We start from the raw sequence: 15836 nt of genomic DNA, 5'->3' as shown, positions 1-15836 counted from the left end.
CATGTACCTCGTCCGGGAAGTGCCCGAGAATCGTCCTCATTCGTCCTGCACCTTCCTGTCGTTGGAAGGTCAAGAGTAAGCCGCCAGGCGGAAGCCGCGGCGTCAGTGTTCATGCTGGGCGCTCCCTTCTTCCGGTCTTGCCCGCACGGCCTGCCGGGACTTCGCCTTCGGCCGCGTAACATCGATCTCGGCAGCTCCCTCCTCAACGGCAAGGCAGTATTCCTCGATCTGCGTGGTCGAGAAGTAGACCTTGAACCGGTCGCGCAGGAGGTTGTTCACCTCCCTCAGCACCCGCTCGCCATCCTGCCAGTCTCGAACGCAGACGTGGCTCGAGAACACGTTGCGCCCGGACGTCAGGCTCCAGGCATGGACGTGATGCACGTCCGTCACGCCCTCCAGCTCCCGAATGGCCGCGATCACAGCCTCGAGATCCAGGTCCTCCGGCGTGCCTTGCAGCAGGATGTGCAGCGACTCGCGCAGGATGCCCCAAGGAAGCCCAGAGCAGCACCAGTCCGAAGGCCATGCCGAGCAGCGGGTCGACGGCGAGGAAGCCGGTAAAGCGGATCACCAGGGCCGAGATGATGATGAGGAAGCTGCCGACGAACGTCTGCAGGATGTGCCAGTAGGCGCCCCGCATGTTCAGGTTGTCCTTCTGGCGCTCGTACAGGAGCCAGAGGGCGACAAGCTCGGTGGCGATGCCCCCCGCTGCCGCGATCAGCATCGGCGTGGTGGCCAACTCGATCGGCTCCATGAGGCGCATCGCGCCCATCCACAGCACGAAAATGGCCATTCCGACGAGAAAGAGGCCGTTGAAGAGGGCGCCGAGGATCTCCGCGCGAATGTAGCCGAAGGTGCGCGCCGGGCTGGACTTCCGCTCGCTCAGGCGCATGGCGACCAAGGCGATGAGCACGCCGCCGACGGCCGAGAAGGTGTGGAAGGCATCCGACATGACGGCGACTGAGCCCGTCCAGATGCCGATCCCGAGTTCAACGATGAAGTAAAGGCCGGTGAGCCAGCCGGAGATGACAAGCGCTTTGCGATCACCGCTCGCGGGCAGGTGGCCCGTATGGCTGCCGTGAGACATCGACATGGGTTCGCCTCCTGCTGACCGCGCATCATGCATCGTCCCGGTCGTTGAGGCCGCCGCAGCTCCAAGCTCCGGCGGCCCGAGTCCTTACTGCTGGCCCGCGTTCTCCTCGACCCAGGCGGTCATCTCCTCGATTTCCGGGCCTTGGGCGTCGATGATCTTCTGAGCCATCGCTTTCGACTCCTCATCGTCGCCATACTTCAGCTCGACTTCTGCCATGGCGATGGCGCCCGCATGATGCGCGATCATCCCGCAGTGGAAGGCGAGGTCGGGATCCTCGATGGTGTGGGTGGCCATCATCGGACCGTTCATCTCCATCATGGCCTGCATGGAGGCTTGCTGGGCCTCATCCATGCCCTCCATGCCTCCCATCATGGCGGACATGTCCATGCCCTGCATCATCCCCGGCATCCCGGACTGCTGGATGGCGTCCTGGCAGCCCTGCGGGAGGATCGACAGGTCGGGCATGGGACCTCCCTGTCCCGCCATGTGGCCAGCCTGCCCGCCTGTCCCGCTCTCCTGAGCGAAAGCCGCGGGCGCGGCGAGAAGGGCAGCAACGACGGCGGCGAGTTCAAACTTGCGCATAAGGGTTCTCCTTTGATGTAACTGGTTTCGGTGGGGATCAGGCCGCCATTTTCCGGCAGCTCTCGGCGCACCGGCGGCACGCATCCACGCATTCCTGCATGTCGCCGACCTGCTCGCAGCTCCGGGCGCATTCCTCACAGATCTCGGCACACTCACGGCAGAGATGCTTGTGATGACTGGTGCCGATCAGCATGAAATTCGCCGCGGTCTGGCAAATTTCGGCGCAGGCGATCATGAGCCGGAAGTGCTCCGGCTCGACATGCCGGCCACCTGCCTCAAGACAATGGTTCATGGCCATGCTGAGGCAAGTGCTGTGGCAGCTCAGGCATTCGTCGATGCAGCTCTGCATTTCAGGGGACATCTGGTGCATTTGTATTCTCCATCTTCGGAAAGCGCCGGGAAGAGAAGCAGCAAGCGTGGCGCTCGGCACTCGCAGCCAGCGATGACACGAAAAGACTTTCCTAGCGTCTTCATACCGTCTTCTCATCCCTCCGGCGCGAGCGACGCCAGGCAGCAAGGCGCGACACGCGCTCACGATGGGTAACGATCAGATCAGATGGTGGTCCCGCGGCGGACGGCGCGGCCCATCCGGGGCAAGCCCGCTGAGCAAGGAGACTGGCATCACAAACTTCTGATCGCTCCTGCGCGGCTCTTTCAGATCGGCGGTTCGGCCGGGGATCAGCGCTGCCAGGCACGCATCTCCGCAACAGGCGAGCGTGTCATGGTTGTCATCGCTGGGCTCCTCCCCCACAGCCATCGAAGGAGCGTGATGCGGGACGGGGTCCGCCACGTTCGTCGCCGTCGGCGAAGATTCGGCGTGGACGGAGATGTGGGCATGACTGTGGGGCACCAGACTTCCGGCCGCCGCGCCATGGGCGATGAGCATGGCAGTTGCAAGAAGCGCCAGTGCGTTCGCAAGCTTCTGCCAGACGAATCCGGCTTTCGTCCGGGGGGTCCGCCGTTGCATCCTGTGGGAACGGCCGAGGAGGCGAAGTGTTCCGCTGATCATGGTGCTGCCGACATGCGTTCAGACCGTTTCTGCCATCAGTCTGCCGAAGTCACCGGCGACGAACAGCACGCGCGGATCGTGTTCCTGCAGGACTGGCTCGCCCAGCATGCCAAATGATGCTCCGGATACCAACCCTCATCGGCCTCACCGCCTCCGCGCTCATCGCCACCTGGATCCTTGTCGGGCTGCGGGCGGATGCGGAGAATGCCGAGACGATCGCACTGGGCCGCACCATTTACGAGACCCAGTGCGCCGCATGTCATGGCGCGCAGCTTGAGGGGCAGCCGGACTGGCAAATGCTTCTGCCCTCCGGGCGCCTGCCGGCTCCCCCGCACGACGCCACCGGCCACACATGGCATCATCCGGACGACATCCTGTTCCGGATCGTCAAGGAAGGCACCGCCGCCATCGTGGGAGGCGGATACGAGAGCGACATGCCCGGGTTTGCCGATGTCCTCAGCGACGCCGAGATCCGGGCCGTGCTCGCCTACATCAAGAGCACGTGGCCGGAACGCGAGCGGAGCTATCAGGCCGAGACGAGCGCGCGAGGCCGATAGATGGGTGGTCGGCGCGGTGTGGCAGGACATCATCCTCCTTGGGGTACGTCATTGTCGAGCTTGTGGCTCACGAAAGGGGCCTCCGTAGAACTCTTCGGTGACACTGCATTCTTCCCGCCCCCAGAAGCCGTGCGCGGGTGCAGCAGGCGCAACCAGTGCCCTCGACGACGTGGACGGCCAGCACGGCTGCAGCCCGTAGCGAAGGAGGCCACCTGAGGTGCAGCCCAACCCAGCGCCAACACCAGGTCACGTCGACGTGAGACACTTCGCCTATCCGTCTCACGCAGGCGTTATGGGTCATGATCTCCATTGTTCTTGAAGGGCAGCAGTGGGCAGCTAGTATCGCAATGAAAACAATAGCGAAAGGTGGGACATGACACAGGCAGATCGATCGAGCGGGCGCCGACAGTTCTTGACCGGACTGATGGCCACGGCGCTCGTCCTTCCGGCCGGACGGAGTTTCGCACAGAATATCGACCCTTATACCGGAATGCCTGTCTACGGTTCCGCCGGAGGGGCGGCCCCCGACCTCGGCGTGTTTCAGGTAGACCCGGACGCCGATCAACGCCGCAATCAGTCGTCATTTCGCGCGTGGCATTGGAGCGATTTCTATCCGAGTCTGGGAAAGGGCGTCATCCTTGCTGATGTGACCTCGCGGGCGCTGCATTACTGGTCTGCCGACGAATCGGTATACTTGTTGTTCCCTACAGCGGTACCCGTATCCGAGGATCTGACCCGCAGAGGAAAGACCGAGATCGTCAGAAAAGCGGAAAACCCTCCGTGGACCCCGACCCCGAGCATGCGCGAGAGAGATCCTTCGCTGCCGCAACGCGTCGAAGGAGGCGTGCCAGAAAATCCGCTGGGCGTCCGCGGCCTTTATCTTTCATGGCCTGCATATCTGATTCACGGAACCCACGACACCCGGAAGATCGGCCGCAAATCGTCGAACGGATGCTACGGTCTTTATAACGAGCATGTCCTGAAACTCTACGAGGTCGCCGAGATAGGCACACAGGTCGCGGTCTTCTGATCTACCATCGAAGGGCGGAGCCGGAGACATCTCCGGCCCGCCCTCACCTACGAGCCATGATATCAGGGGTAAATCATCACCGGCACCCCGAGGCGCAGCATCGCGAAGATATCTTCGACCTCGTCGTCGCTGACCGTGATGCAGCCCGCCGTCCAGTCCCGCTTCTGTCTGACCAGACGCTTTCCCTCCGGCCCGCGGCCATGGATCATGATATCACCGCCCGGATCCAATCCGAACTGCTCCGCAAAAGCTCGGTCCCGCTCATTCGGATAGGAAATCCCCACTGAAAGATGGTATCGACTGCGGGGATTGAAACGGTCGATGTAATAGAGGCCCTCCGGGGTCTTTCCGTCGCCTTCAAACTGCTTGTGGCCGATGGGCTCGTTTCCCAGTCCGAAGTCATACGATTTCAGGACCGTCTGCCCGCTGAGCAGGTACATTCGGCGCCGCTCCTTCTGAACGACGACCTGTGTCACCGGAGGCCCCAGGTACCTCTTCAAGACGGGGGGTTGCGTGCCGCACGCGGCCAGAGCCGCGAGCATCGTGAGCGAAAAATGACGGCGGTTCGGTCGAAGCATCGGCAATTTATATCATCCGGAGATTATTGCGCGGCGGCGTAGTGCGAGAACACCTCAACCGAGCCATCCCGCTTAACAAGATTGACGTCGTAGGCTTTACGCTTGTTTTCGGGTCCCATCCCGGGACTGCCATAGGGCATTCCGGGAACCGCGAGCCCTGCGGCATCCGGCCTCTCTTTCAGAAGGCGCTCGATGTCGGCCGCGGGGACATGGCCTTCTATGAAATAGCCGTCGATCTCTCCCGTATGGCACGACAACTGACTGGTCGGGACGCCCAAGTCCATTTTGTGCCGGATCAGAAGAGCACCGTAGCGTTCCTCGGATGTCACCTCGAAGCCGTTCTGGCGCAGATACTCGGTCCACTGGGAACAGCATTCGCAGCCGGTCCCTTCGACCACATGGACCGTTCCGCGATCGGCGGCCATGGCGGCCGAGGTCGTCGTCAGCAGGACCGCTACGCCCTGCGTGAAGCGTCGAATACGATCAATCATGGTTGCTCCTTTTTCATGGCCCGCCGGATCTTGGGAACGGCAAACCTTCGGTCCTCGTGAAAGTCGATGATGCTGCCAAAGCTTCCGTCGGCCCGGAACAGGAACACACCGGCAGTATGATTCATGGTGTAGTCACCGTTTACGTCCTCGATGCGCTCTGCCTTCGCGCGGAAGTCGCCAAGAATGCGGGCGACCTCGCCTGGCTCTCCGGTCACACCGACGATGCGCGGATCGAAATAGCCGAGGTAGTCCGCAAGAACCTCCGGCGTGTCACGCTCGGGGTCCACAGAGATCAGAGCCACGTTGAGGCGGTCGGCGTCTGGCCCCAGCTCCTCCAGCCAGAGCGAGATGTCCGAGAGCGTGGTGGGGCAGACGTCGGGGCACCAGGTGAAGCCGAAGAAAACCAGGCTCGGCCTGCCGACCCAGTCCGAGATCGTCACCCGACGGCCCCGATGGTCCGTGAGCGTGACGTCCATTTCGCCCAGCGGTCGAGGCAGGTTGCGGGTAGGGCTCGCCGGCTGCGCCGCGCCGGGCCCGTCCACTTGCCACCAGCCCAGACCCAGCGCGCCGGCGCCGAGTGCCGTGACCGCGCCCGCGCCGAGAAGGAGCCGGCGCGAGAGGCTCATTCCGCAGGTCCCGTGGCGCCCGGTCCGAACACATGCACCTCCACCGTGACCTCGCCCGCGGCCTCGAAGGCGAGCGTCAGCGGGAAGGTGGCACCCTCCCGGAGAGGTGTGGCCAGTTCCATCAGCATGACGTGCATCCCGCCCGGCTCGAGTGTGAGTTCGCCGCTCGCGGGGATCTCGGCCGCCTCCACATGGGCCATCCGGGAGATGCCCTCGGAAAGGGTGGTCTCGTGCAGCATGGTCATGGTCGAGACCGGCGAGGACAGGCCGATCAGGCGATCGCCCTCGTCGCCGAAGTTGCGGACGGTGAAGTAGGCGGCGCCCGGCCGCGAGGTACCGATCGAGGCGCGTGCCCAGGCCGCGTCGATCTCAAGGTTGCCCTGCCGGACGGGTTCTGCTTGGGCGAGGCCGGCGGAAAGGCCGAAGGCAAAAACGGCAATAACAGGGAGCTTCATGGTGATGTTCCTAGAGGCGGTTCTGGAGGTCGGCAAGGATGTCGGCGGCGGGCGTGCCATAGGTGAACTGACGCAGCCAGTCCCCCTCCGGCCCGATGAGGTAAAGCGCGGGGCTGTGCGACATGGAATAGCCGTCGGGCGCGGCGGCATCGTCTTCGCGCGCGTAGTGAATGCGGAAGCTGTCCGCCGCAGCCCGGGTCTGGTTCGCATCCCCGGCAAGCCCGAGGATGGTGGGATGGAAGGCAGCGGTGAATTCGGCAATACCCAGCCTGCGGTCGCGCTCGGGGTCGATGGATATGAAGAGCGGCTGCACTTGCGTGGCCTCGTCGCCCAGATCGTCCATGACCTGAGCGACATCGGCCAGCGTCGTGGGGCAGACGTCGGGGCAATTGGTGAACCCGAAGAAAACCAGAATGTGTTTCCCCCCGAATTCCGTCGGGGTCCGCAGGCGCCCTTCGGCGTCGGGGAGTGCGAAGGTGGGACGGAACGGGGCCTCGACCACCGGCGCGGGCAAACGGTCTGCAATCAGAAACATCGTCCCGTAGCCCAGCATGGCAATACCCGCCGCCGCCCAGAGGCTTTTTTGCAGCCGTGTCAATCGCATCCGATCCGTCACTCCTCTTCTTGCGTCCTCCCTAAAGCCTCCAGTGACTTGAGGTTCAAGAGCGAACTCCTGTCGTCACACAACGGTGAGCCGTCGGCGGAGCAGAACGCTGCGCAGAAAGCTCATGTTCACGGCGACGATTGTGTCAGCGACAAGCGCGCGGATTGCGCCCGGCAAAAGCCGGTGTGCCGGATCTCGCCATGATCCGACGCCGGGGAATGGTCCGGGTCACACCTTGATCAGCGCCGCCGTCGCGTACATGAAGGCGAGCCCGCCAAGAAATCCGCCAAGAACGGCGGGGGAAAACAGTGCCGCTTGCCGGTCGCTGTTCTGACGCATCAGGTAGGCGCTGACCTCGACCATGACCTGCAGGATCGCACCGGCCCCGACCGCCAGCGCCAAGGCCGACCATTGCGGCGCATAGGCCAGACTGCCCGTCCACATTCCCAGCACGGCCGGGCCGCCAGCCAGAAGCGTCAGGGCTGCGAAGGTCCAGAGCGGCGGTCGAATCCGCAGCATCGGCGCTGCAATGCCGATCCCCTCGGTCACATTGTGCAGCGCAAAGCCGAGGACGAGGAACGTGCCAAGCCCCGCCGATCCGGCGGCAAAGGCGCCCCCGATCGCCAGCCCCTCGCCAAAGTTGTGCAACCCGATCCCGAGGGCGATGTAGAAGGCGAGCGCCAGACCCTCCGGTTGGCCGCGCCAGCGTCCGATCGCCATCAGCAGCAGAAAGCACGCCAAGGCCGTCAGCCAGACAACAGCGGCACGAGATCGTGTTGCGGTTCCTGCTCAGTCTTGGTCTTGATCCCGAGACAGCCGAGCGCGATGCCGAAGGGATCGAGCATCACGTGAGCGAGCGAACGCTCGCCTTGTTCGCGGCCTTTGCCGACCGTTCCTGAGCCTTCCGTTCAGGCATTCTCCACGGCAGATCGCACAGCGGCGACAAGGCTTTCCGCGCTGAAGTTTTCCAGTCGCGTGCCGTTCAGAAAGAACGTCGGCGTCTGGCCGACGCCGAGGGCTTCAATATCGGCCATGTCCTGATTGAGGATGCCGGTGATCCCCGGAAACAGCCTGTCGCTTTCGGCCCGCTCGAGGTCGAGGCCAGCAGCTCCCGCGACCTGCCAGGCCACGTCCAGTCTCGGCATGCCATGCACTGCCCACTGGGGTTGCCGCTCCAGCAGCGCATCAAGCACCGGTTCGAGCTTGTCCTGCATCCGCGCGGTTTCGAGGATGCGCACCGCTTCGTCCGAGCCTTCGTGGAACACCGTGTAGCGCAGCACGACCCGGACCTGCTTCGGGAACTGCCGCCGGATTTCCTGCACCACCGGATGATAGGCTCGGCAGGCTTCGCAGGAGGGGTCGAAGAACTCGACCAAGGTAACCGGAGCATCCTCGGGGCCGAAGCTGGGGGAATGGGCGCGGATCAGAAGGGATGGATCCACCGCGGGGGTGGCGGCAGCGAGCGCTTCGGCCTCGGCCTGACGCTGGCGGTTCAGGATGGACGCACCGCCGCCGAATGCGACAAGCCCAAGAGCCGGAGCCCCGATCAAGAGAGTGCGGCGGTTCATATGCGGTTTCCTTTGGGCAAGATGAGACAGGCAAGGATCGCGGCAAAGGCTGCCAGCGACAGGTAGGGAATAGGCAGGCCCAGAATGATCTGCGCCGGACCAGAGCAGGACGGGCCATCCTTGGTGCAGGGTGCGATGTCCTGCGGGATTAGCCCCATGTAAAGCCCGGAATGCCAGGCGGCCAACGCCAGACCCGCCAGCGCCAGCGGCAGGGCGTATGGGCGGGCCATGCCGTCGCTTCGCCACAGCGACAGGCCAAGGATCGGCACCAGCGGGAACATGGCGATGCGCTGATACCAGCAGAGCGTGCAGGGCGTCTGTCCCAGCACCTCGCCGATGAAGAGCGCGCCAAGTGTTGCCGCCAGCGCGATCAGGAATGCGGCCGTAAGGTGCAAGTCGTCGTGGGACAGGCTCTGTACGTCAGTGTTGGTCAAGAACAGGCTCCTTGCGACGGCGTGCGGGAAGAGAGGCTGCGAGGATGCACACCGCGCCAAGCGTGATGGCAATATCCGCGACGTTGAACGTGGGCCAATGCCAGTCGCGCCAATAGAGGTCGAGGAAGTCGGTCACGGCGCCCTGCCGCAGCCGGTCGATGATGTTGCCAAGCGCACCGCCAACGACCAGCGCAAGACCGGCCCGCTCGAACGGGCGCGGCGCCCGGACTGCCATGACGGCGAAGATCAGGGTCAGAAATCCTGTCAGGGCCGCCATCAGCAGTGGCTTGCCCGCCATTACGTCCGACAGCATGCCGAAGCTCGATCCCTCGTTGAAGCCGAGCGTCAGGCTGAAGCCGGGAAGAACGGGAACCGTCTCGTCGCGAGAGAGCAGCGCCAGCGCCGCCGCCTTCGTCAGTTGATCGGCCAGCGTGGTGATACCGATCAGGGCAACGATCAGCCGGGTGCTCATTTGACGCTCCTGCGGCGCAAGCCGATCCAGCGCGGGACTGAAGCCGCGTAGCGCTCATACTCCGCGCCAAGGGACTGGCGCAGGACAGCTTCCTCGGACCGGATCTGCAAGGAGGCCGATCCGAGGAAGAGCAGCGGCGCAAGGATCGTCGGGAGTGAAGGGATTGCGAAGCCGACGCCCGCAAGCAGCGCGAACTGCCCGAGGAAGGTCGGATTGCGGCTGAACCGGTAAAGCCCGCCCGAGACGAGATCGCCCGTGGCATCGCTTGCGACCCCGACGCGCCACGATGTGCCCATCGACATCTGCGCGGCAAAAGCCACCATCGCGCCGACCCCGGCGAGGAACACGCCAACCGCACCAAGCGCAGCCACCTCTCCCTCGGTCCAGAGCGGGTCGGCCTTGTGCAGGATCGGCCAGGCCAGCCAGAAGAGTGGCCCGAACAAGGCGACGACGAAGGCCGCACGAAAGCCGAAGGCCGCCCAGCGGTCGCGTCCGGACGCCCGCCCGAAAATCCAGACAGAGCGGCCAGATGCATCTGCCGCGATGGCGATGCCCCAGAGGAACAGCGCCAGATAGCCGAAGATCAGGACCAGGACGGCCCAGCCAAAGCCGGAGATCATGCGTCATGCCTCGCGTTCGGGCTTGAAAGCGAGAAGCCGCAGCGCATTGAGCGTGACCAGCACCGTTGCGCCGGTATCGGCGAGGATGGCAATCCAGAGCCCGGTGATCCCGAGGATGGTCGTCACCAGAAACACCGCCTTGAGGCCGAGCGCGATCGCCACGTTCTGCCGGACGTTGGCCATTGCCGCACGGGCGAGCCGGATCATCGCCGGGATATCGATCACCCGGTCGCGAAGGATCGCCGCATCGGCGGTTTCCAAGGCCACGTCGGTTCCTGACCCCATAGCCACGCCGACATCCGCCTGTTTCAGCGCGGGGGCGTCGTTGATCCCGTCGCCGATCATCATCACGCCACCGTGCTCGCTCATGTCGCGGATCGCCGTGAGCTTGTCCTCGGGCATCATGTCGGCCTGGAACTCCATGCCGAGGCCCCCGGCAATGGCAGCGGCCGTGCGCGGATTGTCTCCGGTCAGGATGACCGGGGCGACACCCATGTCCTTGAGCTGCCGGACCGCCTCGGCCGCGTCCTTGCGGGGTTCGTCGCGCATGGCGATCAGGCCGAGCGGGGTCTTTTCACGGAACACCGCAACGGCGGTCTTGCCCTCTTCTTCGAAGACGGTGGCCTGGCGCAGGCCAGGATCGTCGAGGCCGCCGTTCTCCATCGCATGGCGGGGGGAGGTCACCCAGGCCGCTGCGTCCCCGACTGTCGCGATCACGCCCTTGCCCATCAGCGCCCTGGCATCGCGCGACGGCAGGGCTGCAACGCCCGCTTCCGTGGCCTTGTTCAGGATGGCGATGGCCAGCGGATGGCTGGATCCGGTCTCGACGCCCGCCGCCACGGCCAGAAGCTCGGCCTCGGTGGTGGCGCCGAAGGTCACGATATCGGTAACCATCGGCCGCCCGTGGGTCAGGGTGCCGGTCTTGTCGAAGGCGATGCGGCTGACCTTCGAGGCCGCCTCGATCACCGCGCCACCCTTCATCAGCAAGCCGCGCCGCGCGCCGGTGGATAGCGCCGAGGCGATTGAGGCCGGAACCGAGATGACCAGCGCGCAGGGGCAGCCGATCAGCAGAAGCGCAAGGCCACGATAAATCCAGGTATCCCAAGGCTGAGCGAAGGCCAGCGGCGGCACCAGCACGACCAGCGCCGCCACGGTGACGATGGCGGGCATGTACCAGCGGCTGAAGCGGTCGATGAAGCGTTCGGTCGGCGCGCGGGCCTCCTCGGCTTCTTCGACCAGACGGATGATGCGGGCGATGGTGTTGTCCTCGGCCGCCTTCGTGACCATTACGCGCAGCACGGCCTCGGTGTTGATCGACCCGGCAAAGACCGGATCGCCCGGCCCCCGCGTTTTCGGCATGCTCTCGCCGGTGACCGGGCTTTCGTCGATGCCGGATGTGCCCTTGGCGATCTCGCCATCCGCCGGGACGCGGTCGCCGGGGCGGACGAGCACGAACTGCCCGACCCGCAGGCTGGCGGCCGGAACCTCTTTCGTGACGCCATTCAGTTCAAGAAATGCGGTCTTCGGCACCAGATTGGCCAGAGCCCGAATGCCGTCCCGGGCCTTGCCCGCCGCGACACCTTCCAGAACCTCGCCGACCGCGAACAGGAACACGACCAGTGCCGCCTCCTCGGCCGCGTCGATGAAAAGGGCGCCGATGGCAGCCACGGTCATCAGGCTTTCGATGGTGAACGGTTGGCCCAGCCGCAGGGCGGCAAAGGCGCGTTGCGCCACCGGTGCCACGCCGATCAGGCAGGCGGCGACAAAGGCCCACTTGCCGAACTGAGGCGCCAGCAACTCTATGCCCCAGGCCACCGCCAGTAGGAGAGCGGTAAAGATGACGAGCTTGCCCTTGCCCGTCTGATACCAGCGCTTGCCGCGGTCTGCCGGGTCGTCATGGACATGGCTGGGGCTGCCGTGGCCGCTTTCGTCTCGTGTCGCGGCCGTGCCGGCCTTCGGGCCGCCGGGCATCACAAACTCGTTCTTGGCCGCCGCGGCGCGTGGTGCGATGCCGTATCCAAGGGCCCGGACCGTCTTTTCAACCTTGTCGCGGCCGGTCTGCGCCTCGTCCAGGGTCAGGCGCAGACGCTCGGACATGATGCCGACCTCCACGCCGCTGACGCCGGGGAGGCGCCCGACCGCATCCTTGATCTTGGTCGCGCAGGAGCCGCAATCCATGCCCGAAACGGTCCAGTCGCAGGCCGTCGCTGTTTCCACGTCGGTTCCCGTCATCGTCTTTCCTTCGCCCCGATCGGGCAGTTGCCTTCATCGAATCGGGAACTTAATGTCTCTAGCTACTGTAGCTTCAAGAGGGAATCTGATGCTCACCATCGGAAAACTGGGTGAGGCGGCCGGGGTGAAGGTGCCGACCATCCGCTACTACGAGCAGATCGGCCTCCTGCCCGAGCCGGAGCGCAGCGCCGGCAACCAGCGTCTATACGGAAAGTCCGCACAGGATCGGCTGGCTTTCATTCGCCACGCGCGCGAACTCGGGTTTCCGCTGGACGCCATCCGCGACCTTCTGAGCCTCTCCGACCAGCCCGACCAATCCTGCGCAGCCGCCGACATCATCGCGAAGGAGCAACTCGCTGCGGTGAAGGCCCGGATCGCGCAGCTGACGGCGCTGGAAGCCGAGCTGGAGCGGATGATCCGGCAATGCGCACAAGGGACCATCGCCGACTGCCGCGTAATCGAGTCGCTGAGCGACCATTCCCACTGCGCACATGACCACGACGTGCCGACGGCGGCGGCTGAATGACGGCGCTGCCGACCTTGACGATCTATGCCGCCGCGGCTTTGGCGCGAGATCGCGGGCTGTTTCGCCATTGTGGCGCCTCGGCGCCTCCGCGGCTTCGCTCGGGCCGGGCGTGGCGAGCCTGATCGCCTTCGGCCGGTTCCTGGCGCAGATCGACTCCGAAGCGTCTGCATCGTGGCGTCGATCCTCTGGACGTGGCTGGCCGAGCGACCCGATCGCCCGGACGTGACAGGCGGCCGCGTCTGCCTTGCGGGCGCTGCCGTGAACCCGCCCGGCCCGCGCAGCGCTGGGCATAAATCCACGCGCCGCCCTCGAACTTCTGGGGACCAGAGGAACCAAAACTGTCTCTCGACCGATTCTTGGGCAAAGGGCTACCCTTTTCCGGCGAGGATCGAGTGGTTTGCGCCTGCAGGGTGGATGGAGCCGCCTTGATCCGCCGGCCAGTACGAACGGAGGCGAACCTGATGTCCAGAAAACTGTCAAAGGATCCGGATGAACGTCAGCGCCGTACGCTCTGGACGGTTCTGCTGCTGAATGTTGCCATTGCGTTCGGCTTCTTCGCGACCGGCGCACTGGGCGACTCCAGTGCGCTGATCGCCAACGGTCTGGACAACACCTCCGACAGCTTCGTCTACGCCATCAGCCTTTTCGCGCTGTCTCGTTCGGACAAATGGAAGCGTTGGGCCGCGAACTTGTCGGGGGGCCTGCTGCTGATTCTGGCGGTTGGCATCCTGATCGATGCTGTTCGTCGCTACTACACCGGTTCCGAGCCGCTCGGCCCGCTCATGATTTCCATGGCGCTCATTGCCGCGGTCGTGAATGGCATCTGCATCCGGCTTCTTGGTCGACTCGAGGATCCGGACGTGAATGTCAGAGCGGCCAACACCTTCAGTATCAACGACTTCATTTCAAACGGCGGAATTCTCGTCGCAGGCGGTCTCGTCTGGTGGCTGGGCAGCAATTGGCCCGATCTGGTGGTCGGTATCGCCGTCGCCGGCGTCGCCGCTTGGGGCGGCATCGGAATCCTGCGCGACGCGCATGGCGAGCACCACAAGGCGGTCCATCAAGGTGACGCCGAGACCTGAGAGAGAAGACGATGCCTCACGATCACGGCCACGCCCATATCAGCCCCGCGTCCCGCGACCGGCGGGTCACCATTGCTTATCTGGGCCAACGCGCTTGACCGGCGCCCAGATTGTCTGCCGAATCCTCTCGGGCAGCCTCGCCCTCAGCGCCTTCGCGCGCGCAAGATCGCACGGCGGCCGGCGGACGAGCGCATGACCTTCGGTCATGATCGGATCGACGTTGTCGCAGCAGGCTCACCAGCGATCTCCAGTGTCTTCCTCGGGCGGCGGACAATCTCGTACTGGATTTCGGGCTCGCCGTACTGCAGGCAGTGCAGTTCCCGCGTCATGCCGCGAACCGGGCCCAAGCAAGTTCCATGACCTTCAGTTCGAGATCGTCGAGCACCTCTACGTGCAGTTCGACGCCCCTTCGCCTCACTGACGTAGCAAGAGCCCGGCTACCGGCGCGCGCGGGCGCGCTCAGAGGAGGTCCCGGCCGGCGCGAATGTAGCCCATCGGATCGACCGCTTCACCGTTCACGCGCACCTCGTAGTGGAGGTGGGATCCCGTGGAGCGGCCCGAGTTACCCATGTCGCCGACCCGCTCGCCGCGCGCAACTTCCTGGCCCACCTCGACGCGGATGGCGTTGAGGTGCGGGTAGCGGGTCTCCAGACCGAAGGGGTGGCGAACGATGATGATCCGCCCGTAGCCGTTCTGCCAGCCGGCGAAGGTGACGACCCCGTCGGCCGTGGCGTAGACGGGGGTGCCGACAGGCCCTGCCATGTCGACCCCTTTGTGCATTTGCCCCCAGCGCCGGCCAAAGGGCGAGGTGTACCGGAAGGCGTCCTGGACCGGCATGGCGAGCGGCAGCGATTCAAGGGCCAAGCGATAGTGGCTGAGCTCGTCGAGCCGCTCGAGAATGCGGTTCGCGCGCACGGTCTCGTCATCCAGCGAGGCTATTCCCCTCGTGGAGACCGCAAGGGGAACCAAGGCTTCCTTCGGGGCTGAGTGACCATCGCCAGCGGATGCGAGTACCGCCTCAGAGTCCAGTCCGGCCTCACGGAGCACCTCGTCGAGCGGCTCCACCGAGGCGATCAGAGCCTCCTCGATCTGCAGCAGGATTCGATTACTCTCGGATTTTCTCAGCCGCAGATCGAACTCCAGCTCGCCGGCAAGAAGAACGGCCTCCTTGGCCTTGGTGGCGGCCTGATCACGCTCGACCACCGTTTCGGTCAGGGCGAGGGTCAGTAGGTCGAGTGTGGCGGCGAGTTCCTCAGATCTCGGGTCCTGCGACGCAGACACTGCGGCAGCGCGCGCGTCCATCGTACGGCGCAGAGTGGCCTGGGCCGCCTGCAACTCGCTCTCCATCTCGCGGCGGCGGGTCTCGAGCGCAAGCAGGTCGCTCTGCATCGACGACATCTGCACCGTGGCGGCTGCAAACCGCTCTTGGGCCGCGAGTGCTTCCATCGCCTGCTGGTCGCGCTCCCCGCCGAGTGCGAGAGCGCGGTCCTCAAAGAGCGCCTGCTCTCGCTTGGCCTGCTCGCGCATGGTTAGGAAGTCGATGGAGTTCATGATCAGGACTGACGTGACCGTCAGGCACCACGCCACCAGAAACGCTCCACCAGCCCAGGCGAGGGCCTGCCTTCCGGGGCTCAGGCGAACGAACCGGACATGGTCGCCGGACCGGATGAACAATCTTCGCTCCGGAAGGACGCAACCCACAAGCGTGCGTAGTCCTCGGATTGGTCGAAGGGTCAAATGTCGTCGTCCCACGTTGACGCGGCCTTGCCCGCCGTCCGCGTGTCCGCTTAGTTGGGAGGCGCTCGCCTCGCAACCACCCACGTCCTTCCGGTCAGCCGACAAGAGCCGAAGACGCACAAATCGGCGGAAGGCTGCCTGCG

20 protein-coding genes and 3 pseudogenes are annotated in these 15836 nt (G+C 64.8%); 7 read left to right on the top strand and 16 right to left on the bottom strand.

The genetic code is table 11. The features are described 5' to 3' along the window. Nucleotides 1-102: 102 nt before the first annotated feature. The 4 genes and pseudogenes from EPA64_RS17145 to EPA64_RS08090 all read right to left on the bottom strand — a co-directional run bounded on the left by EPA64_RS17145 (nucleotide 103) and on the right by EPA64_RS08090 (nucleotide 2042). Nucleotides 103-390, bottom strand: a complete 288-nt coding sequence (locus EPA64_RS17145) for a cation transporter dimerization domain-containing protein (protein WP_462498360.1) — start codon at nucleotides 388-390, stop codon at nucleotides 103-105. Between the two features lie 157 nt (nucleotides 391-547). Beyond that, nucleotides 548-1084: pseudogene (locus EPA64_RS17140) on the bottom strand (cation diffusion facilitator family transporter); the annotation flags it as partial. 90 nt (nucleotides 1085-1174) lie between these two features. Further along, nucleotides 1175-1672, bottom strand: a complete 498-nt coding sequence (copM, locus tag EPA64_RS16905; protein ID WP_036708062.1) for a CopM family metallochaperone — start codon at nucleotides 1670-1672, stop codon at nucleotides 1175-1177. A gap of 37 nt (nucleotides 1673-1709) precedes the next feature. Further along, nucleotides 1710-2042 (bottom strand): four-helix bundle copper-binding protein, encoded by a 333-nt coding sequence (locus EPA64_RS08090; protein ID WP_036708060.1) that lies wholly within the window; start codon nucleotides 2040-2042, stop codon nucleotides 1710-1712. 399 nt (nucleotides 2043-2441) lie between these two features. Here EPA64_RS08090 and EPA64_RS08085 point away from each other — a divergent pair, with 399 nt between their 5' ends. The 3 genes from EPA64_RS08085 (at nucleotide 2442) to EPA64_RS08075 (ending at nucleotide 4268) form a co-directional block, all read left to right on the top strand. Further along, nucleotides 2442-2798 (top strand): hypothetical protein, encoded by a 357-nt coding sequence (locus tag EPA64_RS08085; protein WP_134725741.1) that lies wholly within the window; start codon nucleotides 2442-2444, stop codon nucleotides 2796-2798. Continuing rightward, nucleotides 2795-3238: a c-type cytochrome gene (locus EPA64_RS08080; RefSeq protein ID WP_167626622.1), complete on the top strand. Its 444-nt coding sequence runs from the start codon at nucleotides 2795-2797 to the stop codon at nucleotides 3236-3238. The genes EPA64_RS08085 and EPA64_RS08080 overlap by 4 nt, the downstream gene beginning before the upstream one ends. Nucleotides 3239-3611: 373 nt before the next feature. Next, nucleotides 3612-4268, top strand: coding sequence for a L,D-transpeptidase (locus tag EPA64_RS08075; protein WP_074826734.1), 657 nt, complete (start codon nucleotides 3612-3614; stop codon nucleotides 4266-4268). Between the two features lie 62 nt (nucleotides 4269-4330). Here EPA64_RS08075 and EPA64_RS08070 read toward each other — a convergent pair whose 3' ends face one another. The 6 genes from EPA64_RS08070 to EPA64_RS08045 form a co-directional block, all read right to left on the bottom strand. After that, on the bottom strand, nucleotides 4331-4846 hold the full coding sequence (locus tag EPA64_RS08070; RefSeq protein ID WP_036700235.1) for a L,D-transpeptidase family protein: 516 nt from the start codon (nucleotides 4844-4846) through the stop codon (nucleotides 4331-4333). Nucleotides 4847-4869: 23 nt separating this feature from the next. After that, the gene (locus EPA64_RS08065) at nucleotides 4870-5325 is read right to left on the bottom strand and encodes a DUF411 domain-containing protein (RefSeq protein WP_036732830.1); all 456 of its coding nucleotides are present in this window, start codon (nucleotides 5323-5325) and stop codon (nucleotides 4870-4872) included. A gap of 8 nt (nucleotides 5326-5333) precedes the next feature. Then, nucleotides 5334-5963 (bottom strand): SCO family protein, encoded by a 630-nt coding sequence (locus tag EPA64_RS08060; protein WP_036700237.1) that lies wholly within the window; start codon nucleotides 5961-5963, stop codon nucleotides 5334-5336. Beyond that, a complete protein-coding gene (locus EPA64_RS08055) occupies nucleotides 5960-6418 on the bottom strand; it encodes a copper chaperone PCu(A)C (RefSeq protein ID WP_036700241.1) in 459 nt (152 codons plus the stop codon). Before EPA64_RS08055 ends, EPA64_RS08060 begins: the two co-directional genes overlap by 4 nt. A 10-nt stretch (nucleotides 6419-6428) precedes the next feature. Then, nucleotides 6429-7022 (bottom strand): SCO family protein, encoded by a 594-nt coding sequence (locus EPA64_RS08050; RefSeq protein WP_036700244.1) that lies wholly within the window; start codon nucleotides 7020-7022, stop codon nucleotides 6429-6431. A gap of 228 nt (nucleotides 7023-7250) precedes the next feature. Continuing rightward, nucleotides 7251-7742: a ZIP family metal transporter gene (locus tag EPA64_RS08045; protein WP_246026668.1), complete on the bottom strand. Its 492-nt coding sequence runs from the start codon at nucleotides 7740-7742 to the stop codon at nucleotides 7251-7253. Between the two features lie 35 nt (nucleotides 7743-7777). On the opposite strand from EPA64_RS08045, the pseudogene EPA64_RS08040 reads away from it, so the two are divergent. Beyond that, a pseudogene (locus EPA64_RS08040) lies at nucleotides 7778-7921 on the top strand (iron dependent repressor, metal binding and dimerization domain protein); the annotation flags it as partial. Nucleotides 7922-7930: 9 nt separating this feature from the next. On the opposite strand, the gene EPA64_RS08035 reads toward EPA64_RS08040, so the two are convergent. The 5 genes from EPA64_RS08035 to EPA64_RS08015 are packed head-to-tail and all read right to left on the bottom strand — an operon-like array spanning nucleotide 7931 to nucleotide 12348. Further along, nucleotides 7931-8590 carry a DsbA family protein gene (locus EPA64_RS08035; protein ID WP_134725740.1) on the bottom strand — a complete coding sequence of 220 codons (660 nt, stop codon included), beginning with the start codon at nucleotides 8588-8590 and terminating at the stop codon, nucleotides 7931-7933. Continuing rightward, nucleotides 8587-9024 (bottom strand): disulfide bond formation protein B, encoded by a 438-nt coding sequence (locus tag EPA64_RS08030; protein ID WP_081962575.1) that lies wholly within the window; start codon nucleotides 9022-9024, stop codon nucleotides 8587-8589. Before EPA64_RS08030 ends, EPA64_RS08035 begins: the two co-directional genes overlap by 4 nt. Continuing rightward, entirely contained in the window at nucleotides 9011-9496 is a 486-nt protein-coding gene (gene lspA / locus EPA64_RS08025; protein ID WP_036700251.1) for a signal peptidase II, read from the bottom strand. Before lspA ends, EPA64_RS08030 begins: the two co-directional genes overlap by 14 nt. Beyond that, nucleotides 9493-10116, bottom strand: a complete 624-nt coding sequence (locus EPA64_RS08020; protein WP_134725739.1) for a methyltransferase family protein — start codon at nucleotides 10114-10116, stop codon at nucleotides 9493-9495. The genes lspA and EPA64_RS08020 overlap by 4 nt, the downstream gene beginning before the upstream one ends. 3 nt (nucleotides 10117-10119) lie before the next feature. Beyond that, the gene (locus tag EPA64_RS08015) at nucleotides 10120-12348 is read right to left on the bottom strand and encodes a heavy metal translocating P-type ATPase (RefSeq protein WP_052042061.1); all 2229 of its coding nucleotides are present in this window, start codon (nucleotides 12346-12348) and stop codon (nucleotides 10120-10122) included. A gap of 88 nt (nucleotides 12349-12436) precedes the next feature. Between EPA64_RS08015 and EPA64_RS08010 the strand changes: the two genes are divergently transcribed. From EPA64_RS08010 to EPA64_RS16690, 3 genes and pseudogenes are all read left to right on the top strand, one after another. Then, nucleotides 12437-12874: a MerR family transcriptional regulator gene (locus EPA64_RS08010; protein WP_036700253.1), complete on the top strand. Its 438-nt coding sequence runs from the start codon at nucleotides 12437-12439 to the stop codon at nucleotides 12872-12874. Between the two features lie 461 nt (nucleotides 12875-13335). Beyond that, on the top strand, nucleotides 13336-13956 hold the full coding sequence (locus EPA64_RS08000) for a cation efflux transmembrane domain-containing protein (protein ID WP_134725738.1): 621 nt from the start codon (nucleotides 13336-13338) through the stop codon (nucleotides 13954-13956). An 11-nt stretch (nucleotides 13957-13967) separates the two neighbouring features. Continuing rightward, nucleotides 13968-14187: pseudogene (locus EPA64_RS16690) on the top strand (cation diffusion facilitator family transporter); the annotation flags it as partial. Between the two features lie 228 nt (nucleotides 14188-14415). Here EPA64_RS16690 and EPA64_RS07985 read toward each other — a convergent pair. Further along, complete coding sequence (locus EPA64_RS07985) at nucleotides 14416-15657, bottom strand: DUF5930 domain-containing protein (protein ID WP_170835609.1); 1242 nt, start codon at nucleotides 15655-15657, stop codon at nucleotides 14416-14418. Nucleotides 15658-15836: the final 179 nt, after the last annotated feature.

This window comes from Paracoccus luteus (assembly GCF_004522155.1).
GTDB lineage: Bacteria > Pseudomonadota > Alphaproteobacteria > Rhodobacterales > Rhodobacteraceae > Paracoccus > Paracoccus luteus.
This window is presented reverse-complemented; position numbering and strand designations above follow the sequence as displayed.

Bases quoted from the DNA above. Each gene is read 5' to 3' on its own strand.
- EPA64_RS08080 (WP_167626622.1), top strand. From the start codon at position 2,795: ATGATGCTCCGGATACCAACCCTCATCGGCCTCACCGCCTCCGCGCTC.
- EPA64_RS08090 (WP_036708060.1), bottom strand. From the start codon at position 2,042: ATGCACCAGATGTCCCCTGAAATGCAGAGCTGCATCGACGAATGCCTG.
- EPA64_RS08070 (WP_036700235.1), bottom strand. From the start codon at position 4,846: ATGCTTCGACCGAACCGCCGTCATTTTTCGCTCACGATGCTCGCGGCT.
- EPA64_RS08055 (WP_036700241.1), bottom strand. From the start codon at position 6,418: ATGAAGCTCCCTGTTATTGCCGTTTTTGCCTTCGGCCTTTCCGCCGGC.
- EPA64_RS08010 (WP_036700253.1), top strand. From the start codon at position 12,437: ATGCTCACCATCGGAAAACTGGGTGAGGCGGCCGGGGTGAAGGTGCCG.
- EPA64_RS08075 (WP_074826734.1), top strand. From the start codon at position 3,612: ATGACACAGGCAGATCGATCGAGCGGGCGCCGACAGTTCTTGACCGGA.
- EPA64_RS08045 (WP_246026668.1), bottom strand. From the start codon at position 7,742: ATGGCGATCGGACGCTGGCGCGGCCAACCGGAGGGTCTGGCGCTCGCC.
- EPA64_RS08050 (WP_036700244.1), bottom strand. From the start codon at position 7,022: ATGCGATTGACACGGCTGCAAAAAAGCCTCTGGGCGGCGGCGGGTATT.
- EPA64_RS08020 (WP_134725739.1), bottom strand. From the start codon at position 10,116: ATGATCTCCGGCTTTGGCTGGGCCGTCCTGGTCCTGATCTTCGGCTAT.
- lspA (WP_036700251.1), bottom strand. From the start codon at position 9,496: ATGAGCACCCGGCTGATCGTTGCCCTGATCGGTATCACCACGCTGGCC.
- copM (WP_036708062.1), bottom strand. From the start codon at position 1,672: ATGCGCAAGTTTGAACTCGCCGCCGTCGTTGCTGCCCTTCTCGCCGCG.
- EPA64_RS08035 (WP_134725740.1), bottom strand. From the start codon at position 8,590: ATGAACCGCCGCACTCTCTTGATCGGGGCTCCGGCTCTTGGGCTTGTC.
- EPA64_RS08060 (WP_036700237.1), bottom strand. From the start codon at position 5,963: ATGAGCCTCTCGCGCCGGCTCCTTCTCGGCGCGGGCGCGGTCACGGCA.
- EPA64_RS08000 (WP_134725738.1), top strand. From the start codon at position 13,336: ATGTCCAGAAAACTGTCAAAGGATCCGGATGAACGTCAGCGCCGTACG.
- EPA64_RS08015 (WP_052042061.1), bottom strand. From the start codon at position 12,348: ATGACGGGAACCGACGTGGAAACAGCGACGGCCTGCGACTGGACCGTT.
- EPA64_RS08085 (WP_134725741.1), top strand. From the start codon at position 2,442: ATGCGGGACGGGGTCCGCCACGTTCGTCGCCGTCGGCGAAGATTCGGC.